Consider the following 16,193-nt stretch of genomic DNA (forward strand, 5'->3'; position numbering starts at 1 on the left):
GCGACGGGCATCACCGCCGCGATGCTGCCCCGCCCTCCTTTCGTTTTGCTCGACGACGCGCGCGCCGGTGGCGCACCCGCCCGCCTCTATACCGCGCCCACAGCGGTGATCGAAGCCCGAACGGCGGATGAAGTGCCCCTCGCGCTAGCAGCATTGCGCGCGGCGGTTGCCGGCGGGAAGCAGGCGGCCGGGTTTCTGTCATATGAGGCCGGGCACGTGCTGGAACCAGGCAACGTGGCCGCGCGCGCCAGCGCGAGCCCGCTATTGTGGTTCGGCGTGTTCGACGGATTCACCGAGATTCTCGACCCCATGGCGCTCTTCCCCGATCCCGCCGGAGCGTGGGTCGGCGTGCCCGAGCCGATGGTGACGCGCGCCGACTATGACGCGGCGATCGACCGCGTCCTCGCGCTGATCGCGGCGGGCGACATCTATCAGGCGAACCTTACCTTTCGCGCGCGCGTTCCGTTCGCTGGCGACCCGCTCGCTCTGTACGCCGCTGTGCGGTGCCGGGCCGGCGCGGGCTGGGGGGCAGTCGTTGAGACCGGGAGCGAGATGCTCCTCTCCTTTTCGCCAGAACTGTTCTTCGATATGTCGGCGGGCCGCATCACCTGCCGCCCGATGAAGGGAACGGCGCGCCGCGATCCCGATCCCGCGCGCGATATCTCTGCCGCCGCCGCCCTGGAGGCAGACGAAAAGCAGCGCGCCGAAAACCTGATGATCGTCGATCTGATGCGCAACGATCTATCCCGCGTCGCCATTCCCGGCAGCGTCAAAGTGCCGGCACTGTTCACTGTCGAGCGCTATCCAACCGTCCACCAGATGACATCCGCCGTCACTGCCGATCTCGATCCGGCGCGGGACGCGATCGACGTGCTTGTGGCATTGTTCCCGTGCGGTTCGATCACCGGCGCCCCCAAGGTACGTGCGATGCAGGTGATAGACGAGGTAGAAGGTGGTATCGCGCGCGGCCCATACACGGGAGCGATCGGGCGGATCGACGCTCCGCAGGACGCGCAGTTCAACGTTGCGATCCGCACCTTGCTTGTGAATGCCGCAGCGGCGAAGGAGGGCACGCGGAGCGCCACGATCGGGCTCGGCGGTGGGATCGTTGCGGATTCCCGCGCGTCCGCCGAATGGGATGAGGCGCTCGCCAAAGGAGCTTTCTTGACGCACGACGCACGTTCCTTCGACCTTATCGAGACCATGGCCTTCGATCCCGAGGCCGGCGTGGCGCGCGTGGAGGCCCATCTCGCGCGGATGAAGGCGAGCGCCGAGGTTTTTGGCTTCGCGTTCGATCGCCATGAGGCGCGCAACGAGCTTCAGGCCGCCACGTTCCGCTTGCGTCATGCCGCCAAAGTGCGGCTGCTGGCGGCGCGGTCTGGCCGGGTCGCGATCGAGATCGGCCCGCCGCCGGTATCGCCCGGCGCGCCGATTGAGGTGGCGGTGGTGGATCTGCCGGTGCCGCGCGAGGATTTTCGGCTGCGCCACAAGACCAGTGACCGCAACTTCTATGACGTCGCGCGCACCGCGGCCGGCACCGACGAAGTGGTGTTCGTCGATCCCGAGGGATTTCTCACCGAGGGCAGCTTCACCAATATCTTTGTCCCGCGCGGCGACACGCTGGTCACTCCACCGCTGGCGCGCGGATTGCTCCCCGGCGTCCTCCGTGCCGAGCTGATCGCGCACGCACGCGCAGTGGAAGGCGATCTCACCGTGGCAGACCTTGCGGCGGGATTTTTCGTCGGAAACGCGCTGCGCGGGTTGATGCCGGCGGCTGTTGCAGTTGCGAAATCGGAACGGCGAACGCTATAGGCCGCGCGACATAAGCGAGACGCGCAGTTGCCGTTTCGTGAAACTTCAAAAGGCACGCCGATATGAAGCCCTCCGCCGCGCTCGACCGCATCAGCCCTTCGCCGACGCTCGCCATCACCACCAAGGTGCTGGAACTGAAACGCGCGGGAGTGGATGTGATCGGGCTGGGTGCGGGTGAGCCTGATTTCGATACGCCCGATTTCGTCAAGGAAGCCGCGATTCAGGCGATCCGCGACGGCAAGACGAAATACACGAATGTCGACGGCACGCAGGAGTTGAAGGAGGCGATCGTCGCCAAGTTCAAGCGCGACAACAGCCTTGATTATAGCACGCAGCAGATCAGCGTGAACGTCGGCGGAAAGCATACTTTGTTCAACGCGCTCGTCGCGACACTCAACGCGGGCGACGAAGTGATCGTGCCCGCGCCATATTGGGTGAGCTACCCCGATGTGGTCCAGTTCACCGGGGCGACGCCGGTGATTGTCGCGGCGGGCGCCGCGCAAGGTTACAAGCTGACGCCCGCGATGCTCGAAGCCGCGATCACGCCCAAGACGAAGTGGCTGATCCTCAATTCCCCCTCGAACCCGACCGGCGCCGCTTATACCGTGGCCGAGCTCAAGGCGCTTGGCGAGGTGCTGGAACGGCATCCCCAGGTGTGGATATTTGCCGACGATATGTACGAGCATATCGTCTATGATGACTTCCGGTTTGCGACTATCGCCGAGGTCTGCCCCTCGCTTTACGACCGCACGCTGACGGTGAACGGCTGCTCGAAAGCCTATGCGATGACCGGCTGGCGGATCGGCTTCGCGGCCGGCGCGCAATGGCTCATCAAGGCGATGGCCAAGCTTCAGTCGCAATCGACCTCGAACCCGTGCTCGATCGCGCAGGCGGCGGCGACGGCTGCGCTGAACGGCGACCAGTCCTTCCTCGTCGAGCGGAACGCCGCGTTTAAATCGCGCCGTGATCTCGTCGTCTCGATGCTCAACGACACGCCCGGGATCACCTGTCCCCGCCCTGAAGGCGCCTTCTATGTCTATCCCGAAGTCTCGGGCGTGATCGGCAAGACGACGCCCGGCGGCAAGGTAATCGCCACCGACAGCGATTTCGTCGGCTATCTGCTCGAGGACGCGCGCGTCGCCGCAGTGCAGGGGCTGGCATTCGGCCTCTCTCCCGCGATGCGCATCAGTTACGCTACCGGCGAAGACGTGCTGCGCGAGGCATGTCGGCGGATACAGACTGCCTGCGCCGCCCTCAAGTGAGGCGTGCAGGTTTCAACGGCGAAACACAGCGTTTCGATCGCTGAAATATCGCTGCAACGCGCGAGTCCCTATCTGTGCATCGCTAGATGAACGGCGCCGCCAGCGTAAGTTCAGCTGGACACGTTAAAGTAGTTCCGCCTTTCGATGCTGCATCACGCGCATCGGCATGATCAAAATCCAAGAGAGATTTCGCGAATGAGCCGGTTCCTTAAATCCACCTTCCTGTGGCAGTTCGCAGGCGGCTTCGTCATCGGGGCGGTCGGCCTGTTCGCATTACACCCCGTCTCCGCCACAACGGCCCTACCCGCTGCCCCGGCGCACACCGCCTCGCGGTGATGGCGCGCCGCCGATCGGCACCCTATATTACGGCCATGAACCGTTCTCTATCCGCCCTGACGATCTCCGCGCTTCTGATCGGATGCTCCCCCGTCTCGGCTGACGCCGCGGAACGCGCTGTAATCATCCCGCCTGCGGCAAAAGATGTTCCCTTAACCCCTGGTGTGCAGACGGCGGTGCTTGCCGGTGGCTGTTTCTGGGGCATGGAAGCAGTGTTCGAGCGGGTAAAGGGCGTTCGCTCCGTCACGGCGGGTTATGCGGGCGGCACGGCGCGGACGGCCAACTATGCCAGCGTTTCCGGCGAAGATACTGGTCACGCGGAAGCTATTCAAATCGAGTTTGATCCGCGGCAAGTAAGTTATGGCACCTTGCTGCGCGTATATTTCTCTGTCGCGCATGACCCGACGCAAGTCGATCGGCAGGGGCCGGACAGTGGGCCAAGCTATCGCTCCGCGATTTTTCCGCAATCGGATGCCCAGCGCGCGGCGGCTACTGCCTACATCGGACAGCTAGGTGCGGCGCACATCTGGCCGCGAAAAATCGCCACGCGGATCGAGCAGGGCAAGTTCTTCCCGGCTGAAGAATATCATCAACATTTTTACGATCGTAACCCGACGCATCCCTACATTGTGCGATGGGACAAACCGAAGGTTGCCGCCTTCCGCGCGGCCTTCCCTAATCTGGCGAAGTGAGCGGGCGGGCGTTCTCCACCAGCATGATCGGCGCGCCGCCGCGGATCGGATAAGCGAGGCCGGCGGCGTCGGAAATCAGCTCACGTGCAGCCTCATCATGGCGCAACGGCTGGCGAGTAAGCGGGCACACCAGCTTTTCGAGCAACCATGCATCGATCATTGCAGCGTAACGCGATCTTCGCCGTCGTGCCGGCCAAAGAACTGCAGGAGCTGGACGACCAGTTCGGCCCGATCAGCGATCGTCGGTGTCTCAAGCAGCGCCTGTTTGGCCGCCGCATCGAATGGCGCGATCTGCGCGATTCCGTTGACGAGGCTGGCATCGTCCAGCCGACCCACCGCATCCCAGTCAACCGCATAGCCCTGCGCCTCAGCGAAGCGTTTCGATTCAAGCTCAAGACCCGCCCGCGCTGCGAGCGAAAGTGCTTCGTTTTCGCACGTTGGGATTATTTCCGCCTCGACCTGGCGAAATTTCGTGGTCACGTCGAGTTCGCGCACGACACGAAACAGGGACAGCCCTTCAAGCACGACGTTCGAGCGCCCGTCGTCCAGCATTTCGACGTCCACAATTCGGCCGATACAGCCCAGCTCATAGAGCGGCGGCGGATCACCCTCGCCGCGCGGCTGAATCATCCCGATCCGACGATCGCGCGCCATCGCATCCGATACCAGCGCGCGATAGCGTGGCTCGAAGATATGCAGCGGCAGATGCATCCCCGGAAAGAGGATCGCGCCAGCGAGGGGAAAGATAGACAGCCGGCTCATGTCAGCCGAAGAGGATCGCGGAGAGCTTGCGGCGCTGTTGGGAGACCCATGGATCTTCCAGCCCGACAACTTCGAACAGCTTCAGCAGCTGCTGGCGCGCCGCGCCTTCATTCCAATCGCGCTCGGCGGCCGTAATCTCGAGGAACCCCTCGGCGGCGGCATCGCGGTTGCCCGCGCCCATCTGCGCATTGGCGAGATCGTATCGCGCCTGGAGGTCGCTCGGATCGGCCGCTACCGCCGCTTCCAGCGGCGCGAGATCAGAAACCAGCGGCGCGGATTGTGCCAGTGACAGCGCCGATTTCGCGCGTTCGATATCCGGCTGACGCGCGAGTTCCTCCGGCAATTCAGCGAGCAACGCGGCCGCCCTGTCTATCTCGCCCGCCGCGATCAGCGCACGCGCCTGGCCCGAGAGCACCGCGTGATGATCCGGCGCCATCTCCGCAAGCTGCTCGAAGATCGACAGCGCCCGTTCGGCGTCGCCGGAGGCCAGCACGTCCTCGCCCATTGCGATCAGCGGCTCCAGCTCGGCTTCCTGCTCCTGCGCGTCGCCCGTGATCGGCAACTGGCGCAGCAACTGATCCAGCATCGTGCGCAGCTGCGATTCCGTGCGCGCACTGGTTAGGTCCGCAACGAGCTGTCCCTGGAACATCGCATAGACGGTGGGAATCGAGCGGACCTGGAATTGCGCCGCGATGAACTGGTTCTTGTCGGTATCGACCTTCGCCAGCACCACCCCTTTGTCAGCATAGGCGGCGGCAACCTTTTCCAGCACCGGCGCCAGCGCCTTGCACGGCCCGCACCATTCTGCCCAGAAATCGATGATGACGAGCTTCGTCATCGACGGCTCCACCACGTCGTGGCGAAACGCCTGAACGGCCGCCTTCTCCGCTTCACTCATGCCTAGGGTTGCCAAGGATCGCTCCAGCTTGATTGGAGCCCCTTATGTGGGGTCGGGCCGGGGGAAGCAAACCCCCCGGCCCGCCGGAAACATCGGTTTTCAGTCAGCCGTCAGAACGCCGCCGTTACCGAGAACAACGCCGACGATCCCGCGATCGAGCTGCCATCCCGAGTCGAAGCGAAGTTCGGCTGGAGATAGGCGGCCTTCCGCCGCGTGATGCTGGTGTCGATCCAGGCCGCGCTCAACGTCAGCGGGGTGCCTTTGATTGCGAAGTCCGCGCCTACCATCCAGTCCCAATAGTGGCCGGTCGGCGCGGCGCTGGTGCCATTCGGCCCTAGACCGTTGTTACCGTTCGAATGGCCCAGATGGGCCTTGGCCGTCAGCGGGGTCGTGGGAATGGCAGCGGAAAGATCGGTCCAGATATACAGGTTATCGTTCTTCGCGCCCGGGTGGTCCGGGATGCCCGTCGCATAGCTGGCGGCATCGTTATACCATTTACCGAGCGCCTGCTGCTTGGGCGCGTACGCTACCCCTACGAGGACGCTCGCGGGGCCGGCAGTGCCCGAAAGCTTCACATAGGGTTCCGCGAACGCTGTCTTCTTGGCACCGCCCGGGTACACATAATAAGTGAGGCCGGCATCAACTGAAACACCACTGCCGATCGCCGCCTTGTAGCCGCCGATCAGATCCAGCTCCATGTTTGAACCACCGAACGTTCCCCAGCCGGCAAGATTCGACGCCCAGGTGCCGAGATAAAAGCCGCTCTTGTGCGCGACGGTGAAGCCGCCCTGAATCGCTGCACGCTTGTCGGTCTGGGAAACGCCGCGCAGCCGATAATCGCTAACCACGGCGACGCTGCCGGTGACGGTTATTTCCTTGGGCGGGGCTGCTTCCTGGGCAACGGCGGGGCTGGCGGCAAAACCGAGCGCGATGGCGGAAACGAGAAAAATAGTCTTCATGGAACCTCCTGATTGGCAGAGGCTCCTCCTGCTTGCGCGGCCGCCGATGCTCTCATCCCGAAGGGCGGGCATCGGCTAACCGACAGTCTTTACGCTACTGCAGCATTTTATCTGTTTTGTTGCTGTTTTGTGTCGAACTGTTGCTCGATCTTATGTCACTCGATGAGTGTGGCGATTCGGCCACGCTCGCCTCCGAGCACTTCGACAGGCAAACCGCCCGCGCGACGGCGCTGAAACCAGTCGCGCAGCATCTCGGTACTGGTATGATCCACGGCGCCAAGCCGGGTGACATCGAGCCGAACCGGCTTGCCCACCGGCGCACGATCGAGCGTGTCAGACAGTTTCGGTAACGTCACGAAGGTGGCCGAACCATCGAGCGTGATCTGGTGCGTTTCGCCCTCCGGCTCCTCGAACACGCGCAACCGCAGACGGCGAATGTTTGGCACGAGTTCGAGCACCGTAAGCCCGATGCCGACCAGCACGCCGGTCAACAGATCCGTCGCCACCACCATGATGAGCGTCGCCGCCCAGATGACAACGGGCAGCACGCCATGATCTCGGAACAGATGCTTCGCGTGGGTCAGGCTGACCAACCGCCACCCGGTGACAACCAGGATCGCGCCGAGCGCAGCCATCGGAATCTCGCGCAGGAGCCATGGCAACAGCGCGACGAAGCCGAGAATCCAAATGCCGTGAAGGATCGCCGACGCACGCGTGATCGCGCCGGCCTGCACGTTCGCGGAAGAGCGCACGATAACGCCCGTCATCGGCAGCGCACCCGCCGCGCCGCACAGCAGGTTGCCCACGCCCTGCGCGCGAAGCTCCTTGTTGTAATCTGTGCGGACGCCGCCATGCATCTTGTCGACCGCTGCGGCGGACAGCAATGTCTCAGCCGACGCGATGAAGGCGATCGCCAGCGCGGCGGCGAGGATCGATGGATCGAGCCACTTTGCCCAGAAGCCGCTTTCCGGCGGCGCTATCGCAGCCAGGATCGATTCAGGCACGACAACCTTGGCGACATCCAGGCCCAACGCCACCGTCACGAATGTGCCGGCAAGCACACCAACCAATGCTCCTGGCGCCAGCTTCATCGATTGCGGCCGCCACTTCTCCCAGCCGAGCATCGCAGCAATTGTCACCAGCGCCACGGTGAAAGCGAGTTCCGCAGCCTGCATATTGGTCGCCGACAACCCGAGCAGCCTGCCTGGCATGGCGGCAAGATTGGCGGGGCCACTCGACAGCGGCTTGGCATCGAACAATACGTGAAACTGGCCCACGACGATCAGCGCGCCGATGCCAGCGAGCATCCCGTGGACGACCGCAGGGCTGATCGCGCGAAACCATCCGCCGAGCCGGAAGATGCCGGCCGCGATCTGGATGACCCCCGCGAGAATCAGGATCGGCCCAAGCGCCGACAGGCCCTTGTCGCGCACCAGTTCGAAGACGATCACCGCAAGGCCGGCGGCCGGGCCGCTGACCTGCAACGGCGAGCCGGCGAGCGTGCCAACGACAATGCCGCCGATGATGCCGGTGATCAGCCCCTTTTCCGGAGGCACGCCGGAAGCGACTGCGATGCCCATGCATAAGGGCATCGCAACCAGAAAGACAACGATCGACGAGGTCAGATCGCGTCCGAGAAACTTGAGCCGTGGGATCGACACGCCCGGCGGCGTGATGACCTCATGCTTCACTCCGCCGCCTCCTGCATGATGAATTCTGCCGCGATACGCGGCGCGGCAGGCAACGCGACCGGCAGCGGCGCATCGTCGCGCACGGGCAGAAAGCGCCCGCTTTTCCCGTCCAGCGCCAGCATCTGCCCGGCGTGGATATCGACAAACCAGCCGTGCAACGCGATTTCCCCCCGCGCGATTCCGGCGGCAACCGACGGGTGAGTACGAAGATGCGCGATCTGGACAACCACATTCTCGAGGCTCGCCGCGCGCACCGCCGCACCGTTCTCGAGATCGGGATAAGAGGAATCGAGCACGCATTTCGCCGCGTGGCTGTGGCGCAGCCACGCCGCGACGTTCGGCATGCCTTCGGTCATTTCCGGATTGACCAGCGCCTTCATCGCGCCGCAATCCGAGTGGCCGCAAACGATGATGTCGCGCACATCGAGCGCAGCGACGGCATATTCCACGGTCGAGGACACGCCGCCGTTCATGGTCGCATAGGGCGGAACGATATTGCCCGCATTGCGGCAGACGAAAAGATCGCCCGGGTCCGCCTGCATGATATGTTCGGGAACGATGCGCGAGTCAGCGCATGATATCATCAGCGCCTTTGGACTCTGCCCGTCCGTCGCAAGCTTCGAGTAAAGCGCCTGCTGGTTCGGGAAGACCTGCTTTTCGAAACTGAATACGCGGCCGATAAGGTCGTTCACGGGAGTTGCTCCTCTAGTCATGGAGCAGGGTAATTAAGCGCGTTGTTTTGCTGCGACGCCGCGCAACTGTTAAGTTTTGTGTCCGGGCAATCGGATCGCAGCTTCCAGCCCGTGCGGCACGCGATTCGCCAGACTTAGCGTGCCGCCCTCGGCCTGTACCGCCTGCATCGCGATCGCCAGCCCCAGGCCGAAGCCCACGGTGTCGCGGCGACGCGCCGGATCAAGCCGAACGAACGGCTGAAGCACGTCGGCAAGCCTTTCCTGGGGTATCCCGGGCCCATCATCGATGACCCTGATCGTCACGCCGCCGCCTGTCTTTTCGAGCGCGACCGTGAGTTGGTCGCCATAATGAAGCGCATTGTCGACCAGGTTGGTCAGCGCGCGCTTGAAGCCGGACCGGCGCAACCGCATCTCGAGGTGATCGGGGCCATCATAGTCCGCCATTCTGCCAAGATCATTGGCATCGTCCACCAACGTCGCGCACATCACGGCAAGGTCTACGGAAACCGGCGTTTCGGGATCGCTATCCCCGCCCAGAAACGCGAGCAGCGATGTCACCATCGCTTCCATCTCCGCGACGTCGTGATCGATTGCGGTGCGGGTCTCGTCGTCTTCAACCGATTCGCTCCGCAGGCGCAGGCGCGCCAGGGGCGTTCGCAGGTCATGCCCGACCGCCGCCAGCGCCTGCGTGCGTGTTTCGATCAAGGCGCGGATGCGCGCCTGCATCCGGTTGAATGCGGCAACCAGCCGGCGCACGTCGCCCGGCCCATCCTCCGGCACGGGCTCGACTTCATGCTGCCCCACGCGGTCAGCCGCCACGGCAAGTCGCCGGAGCGGCAGCAACGCACGACGCAGCATCAGTCCACCGATCACCATCAGCGCGATCGCGGGGACCAGCGCCAGCGCGATCCGCTCGAAGCCAAAATTCAGCCGCGCCACCGGCTCGAGCGTGCGGAAATGCAGCCAGCTGTCGTCGTTGAGCCGCAAGCCCCCCGTGACGGCCGAACTCGTGCCCGGCGACGTTAAGCGGATACGCAGATCGCGCGTGCCGAGCGACGGCTCCCATTCCATGATCTGCCGCTGCATCTGATCGAGCGTGGGCGCCACCGGGGGCACGTGCGGCGGCTTGCGATCCCAGTGCATTTCATAGCGATCGGTGGTCAGATCATCGGCCATCGCGGGGCGCTGTTCCGGCGGCCGTTCCTCCACCAGCCGACGACTGATAACGAGGTGCTCAGCCAGCCGCCGCGCCTCGTCGTCACGCACCGAAAACTGGCTCGCGCGCTCGTATAACAGCGTTGAGACGCCAAACTCGATCAACATCGTCAGCAGCAGGATCGCGACAACCTGACCAAGCAGGCCGACAGAGGGAACCAGCCGCCTCAACTGCGCTCCACCGGAACGTTGAGCATATACCCGACACCGCGCACCGTGACGATCGGCGCAATGTTTCCGACGCTGGAAAGCTTGCGCCGCAACCGGCTCACAAGCACGTCGATCGATCGGTCCGAGCTGTCACCCAGCCGCGTCCTGGAGAGTTCGATCAGCCGCTCGCGCGCGATGACGCGTTGCGCATGATCGGCAAGCACGACGAGCAGGTCGAATTCGGCGCCCGTCAGGTCCACCACGGCGCCCGTCGCGGAGATCAATTCCCTGCGCGGCAGGTTGATCGTCCACCCCTCGAAGCGGATCAGACCGGAATCGCCTTCGCCCGACCGGCGATCGAGCGCCGGGCGGCGCAGCACCGCCCGCACCCGCGCCACCAGTTCGCGTACGCCGAACGGCTTGGCGATATAATCGTCCGCCCCAAGCTCAAGACCGACTACACGATCCGTCTCGCTCGACCGGGCCGACATGAAAATGATCGGCACGTCGCTTTTCTGCCGCAACGCACGGCACAGATCGATGCCGCTGGTGCCCGGGAGCATGATATCCAGCAACACGAGATCGACCGGGCCTGAATCAAGCGCCAGCCACATCTCCGGCGCAGCGGATGCAGGGCGGACGACGAAACCGTTCTCCTGCAGCGCGCGCGCGGTGAGCATGCGAAGCGCGGGATCGTCCTCGACGAGCAGGATAACAGGTGCGGTCATCGCGCGAAGGCCTAATCGCGAACCCGTTGCGCGGTCAACGCACAAGGGGGGTTGGCAAGCCCGAACGGCGCTGCTAGTGGCCGCGCCTCACCCGCCGGGTCTGCCCGGCGATGAACGCCAGAGCGGGCGTAGCTCAGGGGTAGAGCACAACCTTGCCAAGGTTGGGGTCGAGGGTTCGAATCCCTTCGCCCGCTCCAACGTTATAGTACTGTTTTTCTGAAACAGGCTGGCCCGTGGCGAGAGCCATGATCGAGGTCAGGCGGCCGATCACCTCAATTGTCACACCCTTCTCCTGCTCAGCAGGCGATACCTTCACCTGATTGATTAGCGCCCTTAGTTGGGGAATGGCTTCAAGGCGGGCTTCGGGGTTGTCGCCGAGAGCGGCGTTCAGCTTGGCGACCTGCCGGCGATAGTCGGCGACGACGGCAGGATGCAGCACGACGGTTGGCAGCTGCTCGACCTGCGATAGCTGCTCCGCGAGCTGATCGCGTTCGGTGCGGGCCTTGGCAAGGACGTCACGGATCTCGACAAAGTCTTCAGCGCCGTTGGCAACGGCGTCCACCAGGCGTTCGATCTTGGCCACAGCTTCGGCGTGCCGCTTTTTGAGACGATCGCCCTCGCGACCGAGTTCTTTGGATCGCTTCGCGAACTCTGCGCGATATTCTTCGACATAGACTTCAATGAGCTTCTCGTTGAGCATGTAGTGCTGCAGTCCATTCAGCACCCGGGTCTCAAGGCGATCGGTCGAGATGATGCGGTTGTTGGAACAGGCGTGCTTCCCACCCTCCTTGTAACGCGAGCACCCCCAACGATTCCCGCTGTGGATCGTCCAGCTACCACCGCACGATCCGCAAGCGACGAGACCGGACAGGATATGCTTCGGACGTCGGTTCTTGTCCGGCGCGCGACTCTGGACCTTACCGAGCATGAGTTGCACTTTATCCCAGAGCGCGTCGTCGACGATGCGCAGCGCCGGCACCTCTTCGACCAGCCATTCGTTCTCGGGGTTGGCGCGGATGAGATGGGTACGGGTGCGTGGGTCGAGTACCTTCCTCGTGCGATTGAAAACCAACTGGCCGCGGTAAAGCCGGTTCTGGAGGATGCCGTTCTTACGCTTGCGATCACCGTAGATGGTGGAGGCTCGCCAGAATCGCGGTCCACTCAGCCGACCGCCCGGTGTTTCCACACCATCCTGGTTCAGTCGTTCGGCGATGGCGCGTGGCGACTGTCCAGCGGCGAACTCCTCAAAGATGCGCCGGACGACCTTGCCCTGCTCTTCATCAACTTCGCGCAGACCCCGGATCAGTTCGCCATTATCGTCGAACCTATTCGCCTTGCGATATCCATAAGCCAATCCCGCTGCCGAGCGCTTCTGGGAAATGGTACCGCGCTGACCCCTCTTGATCTTCGCCGCCAGGTCGCGGCGGAACTGTGCGTCCATCAACCCGCGGAAGGTGGCGGTGATGTCGGTAACCTCACCGTCCGAGAGCGTGAAGAGCCGGGCGCCGGCAAAGGTGATGCGCTCGCGTATCGTGTACGCATCGCCCTGATGCCGCGCGATGCGATCGGTTGCTTCCGCTACCACCTGATCGATCCCGCCGGCTTCAATCCGTGCCAGCATCGCGCTCAACCCCGGCCGACCGTTCTCGTCGATGCCGGCGGCACCGCTTATGGCGTAGTCGGTGAAGACCTCGACGACCGTCCATCCCTCGCGCTCACAACGTTCACGGCAGAGGGCTATCTGATCTTCGATGGATCGAGCATTCTGGAGGGCGCTCGAGAACCGCGCGTAGATGACGGTTTGCATATCTATTTCGACAGATCGGCGCGTCGAGCCGAGACCGAGGCATGGGTGCCGCGCTTGATCCTTGCGATCCAGTCATCTCGAAACGCCGTGTCGAACAACGCGAGGATGGTGTCGGCGATGCCGGTCCGGTCGCTGTCCGAAACACTGACCAATTGAGCGCCGGCGCGCTCGATGTCTTCCTGGATGGCAGAAGTATAGATGCGATCGCGGGCGATGCGATCCGCCGTCTCGATCACGACATAGTCGATGTCGCCCTGCTCGATGATCGCAAGCAAGGCGTGCAACCCAGTGCGCTTTTTCTGTGCAAGCGTTCCACTTCCGCTGCTCGTGTCGTAGAAGATGCCGATGACGGCCCACCCGTTGCGTTCGCAAAGCCCGCCGCAAGCCGCGATCTGATCGACCAGCACATGCGCATCAGGCGAGGAGCTCGATGCGCGGACATAGATGACTGCGTTCATTGCTGATCCTGCTCCGGCCATATCACTCGGTAAGGAACTGAACCCATCGCCACGACCAGCGCCTGACCCTGAAGCGGCGGATACCCGTCCTCTGTCGCGATGATCCGCCATCCGCGCCCGCGCCACGCTTCATGGTCGACGATCTCGTCGATCGTTCGGCCGATGCTGCCCGTGAGGACAGTGTCGGGAATGACGTCGTCCAGCTCGATGCGCAGAACTCCAAACCGCGTCTGGAGAAAAACCGGCTTGACCCTCGCACAGAGCTCCAGCGAGTGGTCGACGATGTTGATATCCAGGTAGTCGCCATCCGGGCGATCAAACCGGTGACTGTGCAGCGGATGCTTGCAGATCTTCATTGGCTGCAGACCGACCGGATCGTATTTAGGCACATGAGTGTGGAGCGCCGGCTTGCGTGGGCGATTCCACAATTGGGGTTCGTGCGGCCAAAATCGCCCAGGCTTCATCAACGCCATGGCGTCGTCCAGCGTAAGTCCCTCGATGGCGAGGAGCGAGATCAGCAGTGGCGACGTTGACCGGACGACATCGCCAATCTCCGTCCGGAAAACGGTCATTAGCGCGGTCTCGCGCTCTTTCTCGATCTGAGCAGCGTCCGCACGAGCTTGGCGCCGTGCTTTTCGCACGCGTCGGCGATCCTCCTCGGTAGGTCCGTCTGAACCGAAGGTCTCTTCGGGGGCGACCGATGGGCTGGTAGAAGGATCGGTGGTTCTGGGCATCATTTCGATTGCCGATGAGCAGCGGCTGCCAATGATGGCATGCCGCCTGAAGGTGGACTAGCGCCCTGGCGCTCGGGTAAGTCGAGCTGGGTGCCCGAACGGCGGACCTGCTTGGCCAAGCTCGGCGGCATCAGTCCGCGCCGCGCACCGAGCGAAGCCGTGTGCGGTCGCGTGCGACGTTCGCGCGAGCAAATGCCTTCACGAATTCGACGACCGCAGGGTCGGGATCGCTGGCCGGACCTGGCAGGCTCGCCCCAACGAACCCCACGCCGTTCCCGGCGGTGGATGGGTTTGCGGCGCGACCTTGATCCGTTGAAACTCTCATCCGTCAGCTTCTGACGGGATGGGTGCCGTTCTAGCGATGTAAGTCCCACGAAACTGCAGGCGATGGCTTTGCGGACCGCGACAAGATTTGTGAGGAGGAAGCGGAAAGGGCTCTGGTGAAGTGATCCAGCAGGGGCTGGGGAAAAATTGAAAGTGTTCAACATGCTCATGATCTTTGTTCTGCTCGTCGCTTCGCTGGCGATCCGGAAGGCGCCGCTGCTGCTCGTCGATATCGCCGCGACCGCGATCGGCATTTTCATCGTCTGGCGCTGCCGTGTGCTGGCGACTGAGCTAATCGCGCAGCGCGGCGACAATCCGGCGTTCACCTCGTTCGACGCCCGGCCGACCCGCCGTCAGCGACGGTTGATGGCGCGCTCGCTCGCCTGGTCGCTGCGAAGGACCGAGATGGCGAGCCTTCTGCCGCTGGCCGATGCTCGTGCCGAGCGGCTCGTGGTGGCGTAGGCGGCGCGCGGCCGGGCGTGATGTCGGACGTGGTCACCCATCGACCTTGTCGGCCGGACGGTGGTCCTCGTTGAGCATGTGATTGCCGTCGACCGCGAACGTCGCGTGGTACTCGCCTTCGAGGTCGAGGTAGAACCCGCGCAAGCGTTTCCAGCGCATCACCGCGAGCGCTGCGGCGAGAGCGTTCATGTCCGCTATCTGGACATTGGAGCGATAGATGTCTGCGCCGCTCGTCTCGATCGGGATACGTCCGCGGGCGGTGGAATGGCCGCGTACCGAAGGGGTGCTCGTGGTGACGCGGACCATCCCCATGAGCTGGTCATCGACGAGCGTGAGCCCGATGCCGGTGTCGATGAAAGGAATGTCGCGCGCCTGCAGTGCCGGAACGATCTCGGCACGCGCCTCGACGCTGTCAACGCAGAGGAAGGCGAAGTCGACCTCATCGAGCAACTTGAAATTGTCAGCGTCGAGGTGCGCCGCGTGCGCCTCGATGCTCGCGTGCATCCGGCCATATATGCGCGCGAAGTAATCGACCTTGAACATCTCGGCGTTGACTTCGGCCTGCGATGCGGCGCCGGGCGCGCGAAACGCATTGTGCTGCTCCATCACATCGCCATCGATGAGGAGAATCCGCTCGACCGGCGTCTTGGCAACGAGATCGAGGATGTACGAGCCGTTGCCGCCACAGCCGATGATGGCGATCGTCCCGCCGACAAGACGTGCCGACACCGCATCGATCCCGGCGCGCGGGCTGGCCGTATCGGCGTAGATGAACGGGGAGACCGACATGATGACGACTCTCAGCTCAGCACGGTGACGTTGGCGTTGATCAGCATGCCGTCGGCCACGGGCACCACATCGCCGGGTGTCAGCGAGCCGGCGGGCCGCGTCGCCACCCCTCGGCGGTAGGTAACCGTGGCGGTCGACCAGGGCCGCTCGAGATCGGGATAGGCGAGCGCCAGAATCTGCTCGAACGTCGCGAGGTCACCGCGCAAGCCGTGCCAGCGTCCGTTGACGCAAACGAGCGTCCGGCCCGCATCGACATTGGCAGGACGCGCGCTGCTGCGCTCGTGCTCGCCGACCAGGTAATAGGGCGCGCGCCGGGCGGCGGGCGTCGCCGTGGACGGATTTACGTCATGCTGGAGGCCTGCGGGCACCGCAGCTCCTTCGCCGACGGTCTTGGTCGTGAGCATCGTCATCATCAGTCTCCT

At 63.7% G+C, this 16,193-nt stretch carries 17 protein-coding genes, 1 tRNA gene and 1 pseudogene; 6 read left to right on the forward strand and 13 right to left on the reverse strand.

The genetic code is table 11. The features are described 5' to 3' along the window. Nucleotides 1-21: 21 nt before the first annotated feature. From pabB to msrA, 4 genes are all read left to right on the forward strand, one after another. Nucleotides 22-1,812, forward strand: a complete 1,791-nt coding sequence (pabB, locus tag ACM61V_RS02080; protein ID WP_137785568.1) for an aminodeoxychorismate synthase component I — start codon at nt 22-24, stop codon at nt 1,810-1,812. A gap of 62 nt (nt 1,813-1,874) precedes the next feature. Continuing rightward, nucleotides 1,875-3,074 (forward strand): pyridoxal phosphate-dependent aminotransferase, encoded by a 1,200-nt coding sequence (locus ACM61V_RS02085; RefSeq protein ID WP_137785431.1) that lies wholly within the window; start codon nt 1,875-1,877, stop codon nt 3,072-3,074. A 195-nt stretch (nt 3,075-3,269) separates the two neighbouring features. Beyond that, nucleotides 3,270-3,410, forward strand: a complete 141-nt coding sequence (locus ACM61V_RS02090; protein ID WP_171007465.1) for a hypothetical protein — start codon at nt 3,270-3,272, stop codon at nt 3,408-3,410. Beyond that, a complete protein-coding gene (gene msrA / locus ACM61V_RS02095; RefSeq protein ID WP_171007466.1) occupies nt 3,410-4,102 on the forward strand; it encodes a peptide-methionine (S)-S-oxide reductase MsrA in 693 nt (230 codons plus the stop codon). The genes ACM61V_RS02090 and msrA overlap by 1 nt, the downstream gene beginning before the upstream one ends. Here the strand turns inward: msrA and ACM61V_RS02100 are convergent. From ACM61V_RS02100 to ACM61V_RS02135, 8 genes are all read right to left on the reverse strand, one after another. Next, nucleotides 4,086-4,262, reverse strand: a complete 177-nt coding sequence (locus tag ACM61V_RS02100; protein ID WP_137785432.1) for a Trm112 family protein — start codon at nt 4,260-4,262, stop codon at nt 4,086-4,088. The genes msrA and ACM61V_RS02100 overlap by 17 nt on opposite strands. After that, nucleotides 4,259-4,864, reverse strand: a complete 606-nt coding sequence (locus ACM61V_RS02105; RefSeq protein ID WP_419713772.1) for an LON peptidase substrate-binding domain-containing protein — start codon at nt 4,862-4,864, stop codon at nt 4,259-4,261. The genes ACM61V_RS02100 and ACM61V_RS02105 overlap by 4 nt, the downstream gene beginning before the upstream one ends. Nucleotide 4,865: 1 nt before the next feature. Continuing rightward, a complete protein-coding gene (locus ACM61V_RS02110) occupies nt 4,866-5,762 on the reverse strand; it encodes a tetratricopeptide repeat protein (protein ID WP_137785570.1) in 897 nt (298 codons plus the stop codon). A 110-nt stretch (nt 5,763-5,872) separates the two neighbouring features. Next, entirely contained in the window at nt 5,873-6,721 is an 849-nt protein-coding gene (locus ACM61V_RS02115; RefSeq protein WP_137785434.1) for a TorF family putative porin, read from the reverse strand. 155 nt (nt 6,722-6,876) lie between these two features. Next, the gene (locus ACM61V_RS02120; RefSeq protein WP_419714239.1) at nt 6,877-8,382 is read right to left on the reverse strand and encodes a SulP family inorganic anion transporter; all 1,506 of its coding nucleotides are present in this window, start codon (nt 8,380-8,382) and stop codon (nt 6,877-6,879) included. A 26-nt stretch (nt 8,383-8,408) separates the two neighbouring features. Further along, the gene (locus tag ACM61V_RS02125; protein WP_137785435.1) at nt 8,409-9,104 is read right to left on the reverse strand and encodes a carbonic anhydrase; all 696 of its coding nucleotides are present in this window, start codon (nt 9,102-9,104) and stop codon (nt 8,409-8,411) included. Nucleotides 9,105-9,173: 69 nt separating this feature from the next. Beyond that, nucleotides 9,174-10,490 carry an ATP-binding protein gene (locus tag ACM61V_RS02130; RefSeq protein ID WP_137785436.1) on the reverse strand — a complete coding sequence of 439 codons (1,317 nt, stop codon included), beginning with the start codon at nt 10,488-10,490 and terminating at the stop codon, nt 9,174-9,176. After that, a complete protein-coding gene (locus ACM61V_RS02135) occupies nt 10,487-11,197 on the reverse strand; it encodes a response regulator transcription factor (protein ID WP_137785437.1) in 711 nt (236 codons plus the stop codon). The genes ACM61V_RS02130 and ACM61V_RS02135 overlap by 4 nt, the downstream gene beginning before the upstream one ends. A 122-nt stretch (nt 11,198-11,319) precedes the next feature. Between ACM61V_RS02135 and ACM61V_RS02140 the strand changes: the two genes are divergently transcribed. Beyond that, a tRNA-Gly gene (locus ACM61V_RS02140) sits at nt 11,320-11,394 on the forward strand. A gap of 572 nt (nt 11,395-11,966) precedes the next feature. Here ACM61V_RS02140 and ACM61V_RS02145 read toward each other — a convergent pair. The 3 genes and pseudogenes from ACM61V_RS02145 to ACM61V_RS02155 form a co-directional block, all read right to left on the reverse strand. Continuing rightward, a pseudogene (locus ACM61V_RS02145) lies at nt 11,967-13,004 on the reverse strand (recombinase family protein); the annotation flags it as partial. 2 nt (nt 13,005-13,006) lie between these two features. Continuing rightward, the gene (locus ACM61V_RS02150; protein WP_171007468.1) at nt 13,007-13,462 is read right to left on the reverse strand and encodes a recombinase family protein; all 456 of its coding nucleotides are present in this window, start codon (nt 13,460-13,462) and stop codon (nt 13,007-13,009) included. After that, nucleotides 13,459-14,196, reverse strand: coding sequence for a hypothetical protein (locus ACM61V_RS02155; RefSeq protein ID WP_137785439.1), 738 nt, complete (start codon nt 14,194-14,196; stop codon nt 13,459-13,461). Before ACM61V_RS02155 ends, ACM61V_RS02150 begins: the two co-directional genes overlap by 4 nt. Before the next feature lie 486 nt (nt 14,197-14,682). Between ACM61V_RS02155 and ACM61V_RS02160 the strand changes: the two genes are divergently transcribed. Continuing rightward, entirely contained in the window at nt 14,683-14,982 is a 300-nt protein-coding gene (locus tag ACM61V_RS02160) for a hypothetical protein (protein ID WP_137785440.1), read from the forward strand. A 33-nt stretch (nt 14,983-15,015) separates the two neighbouring features. Here ACM61V_RS02160 and ACM61V_RS02165 read toward each other — a convergent pair whose 3' ends face one another. Then, a complete protein-coding gene (locus ACM61V_RS02165; protein WP_137785441.1) occupies nt 15,016-15,771 on the reverse strand; it encodes a ThiF family adenylyltransferase in 756 nt (251 codons plus the stop codon). 11 nt (nt 15,772-15,782) lie between these two features. After that, complete coding sequence (locus tag ACM61V_RS02170) at nt 15,783-16,181, reverse strand: multiubiquitin domain-containing protein (protein WP_137785442.1); 399 nt, start codon at nt 16,179-16,181, stop codon at nt 15,783-15,785. Nucleotides 16,182-16,193: the final 12 nt, after the last annotated feature.

Source organism: Sphingomonas sp. TX0543 (genome assembly GCF_048565505.1).
Classification (GTDB): domain Bacteria; phylum Pseudomonadota; class Alphaproteobacteria; order Sphingomonadales; family Sphingomonadaceae; genus Sphingomonas.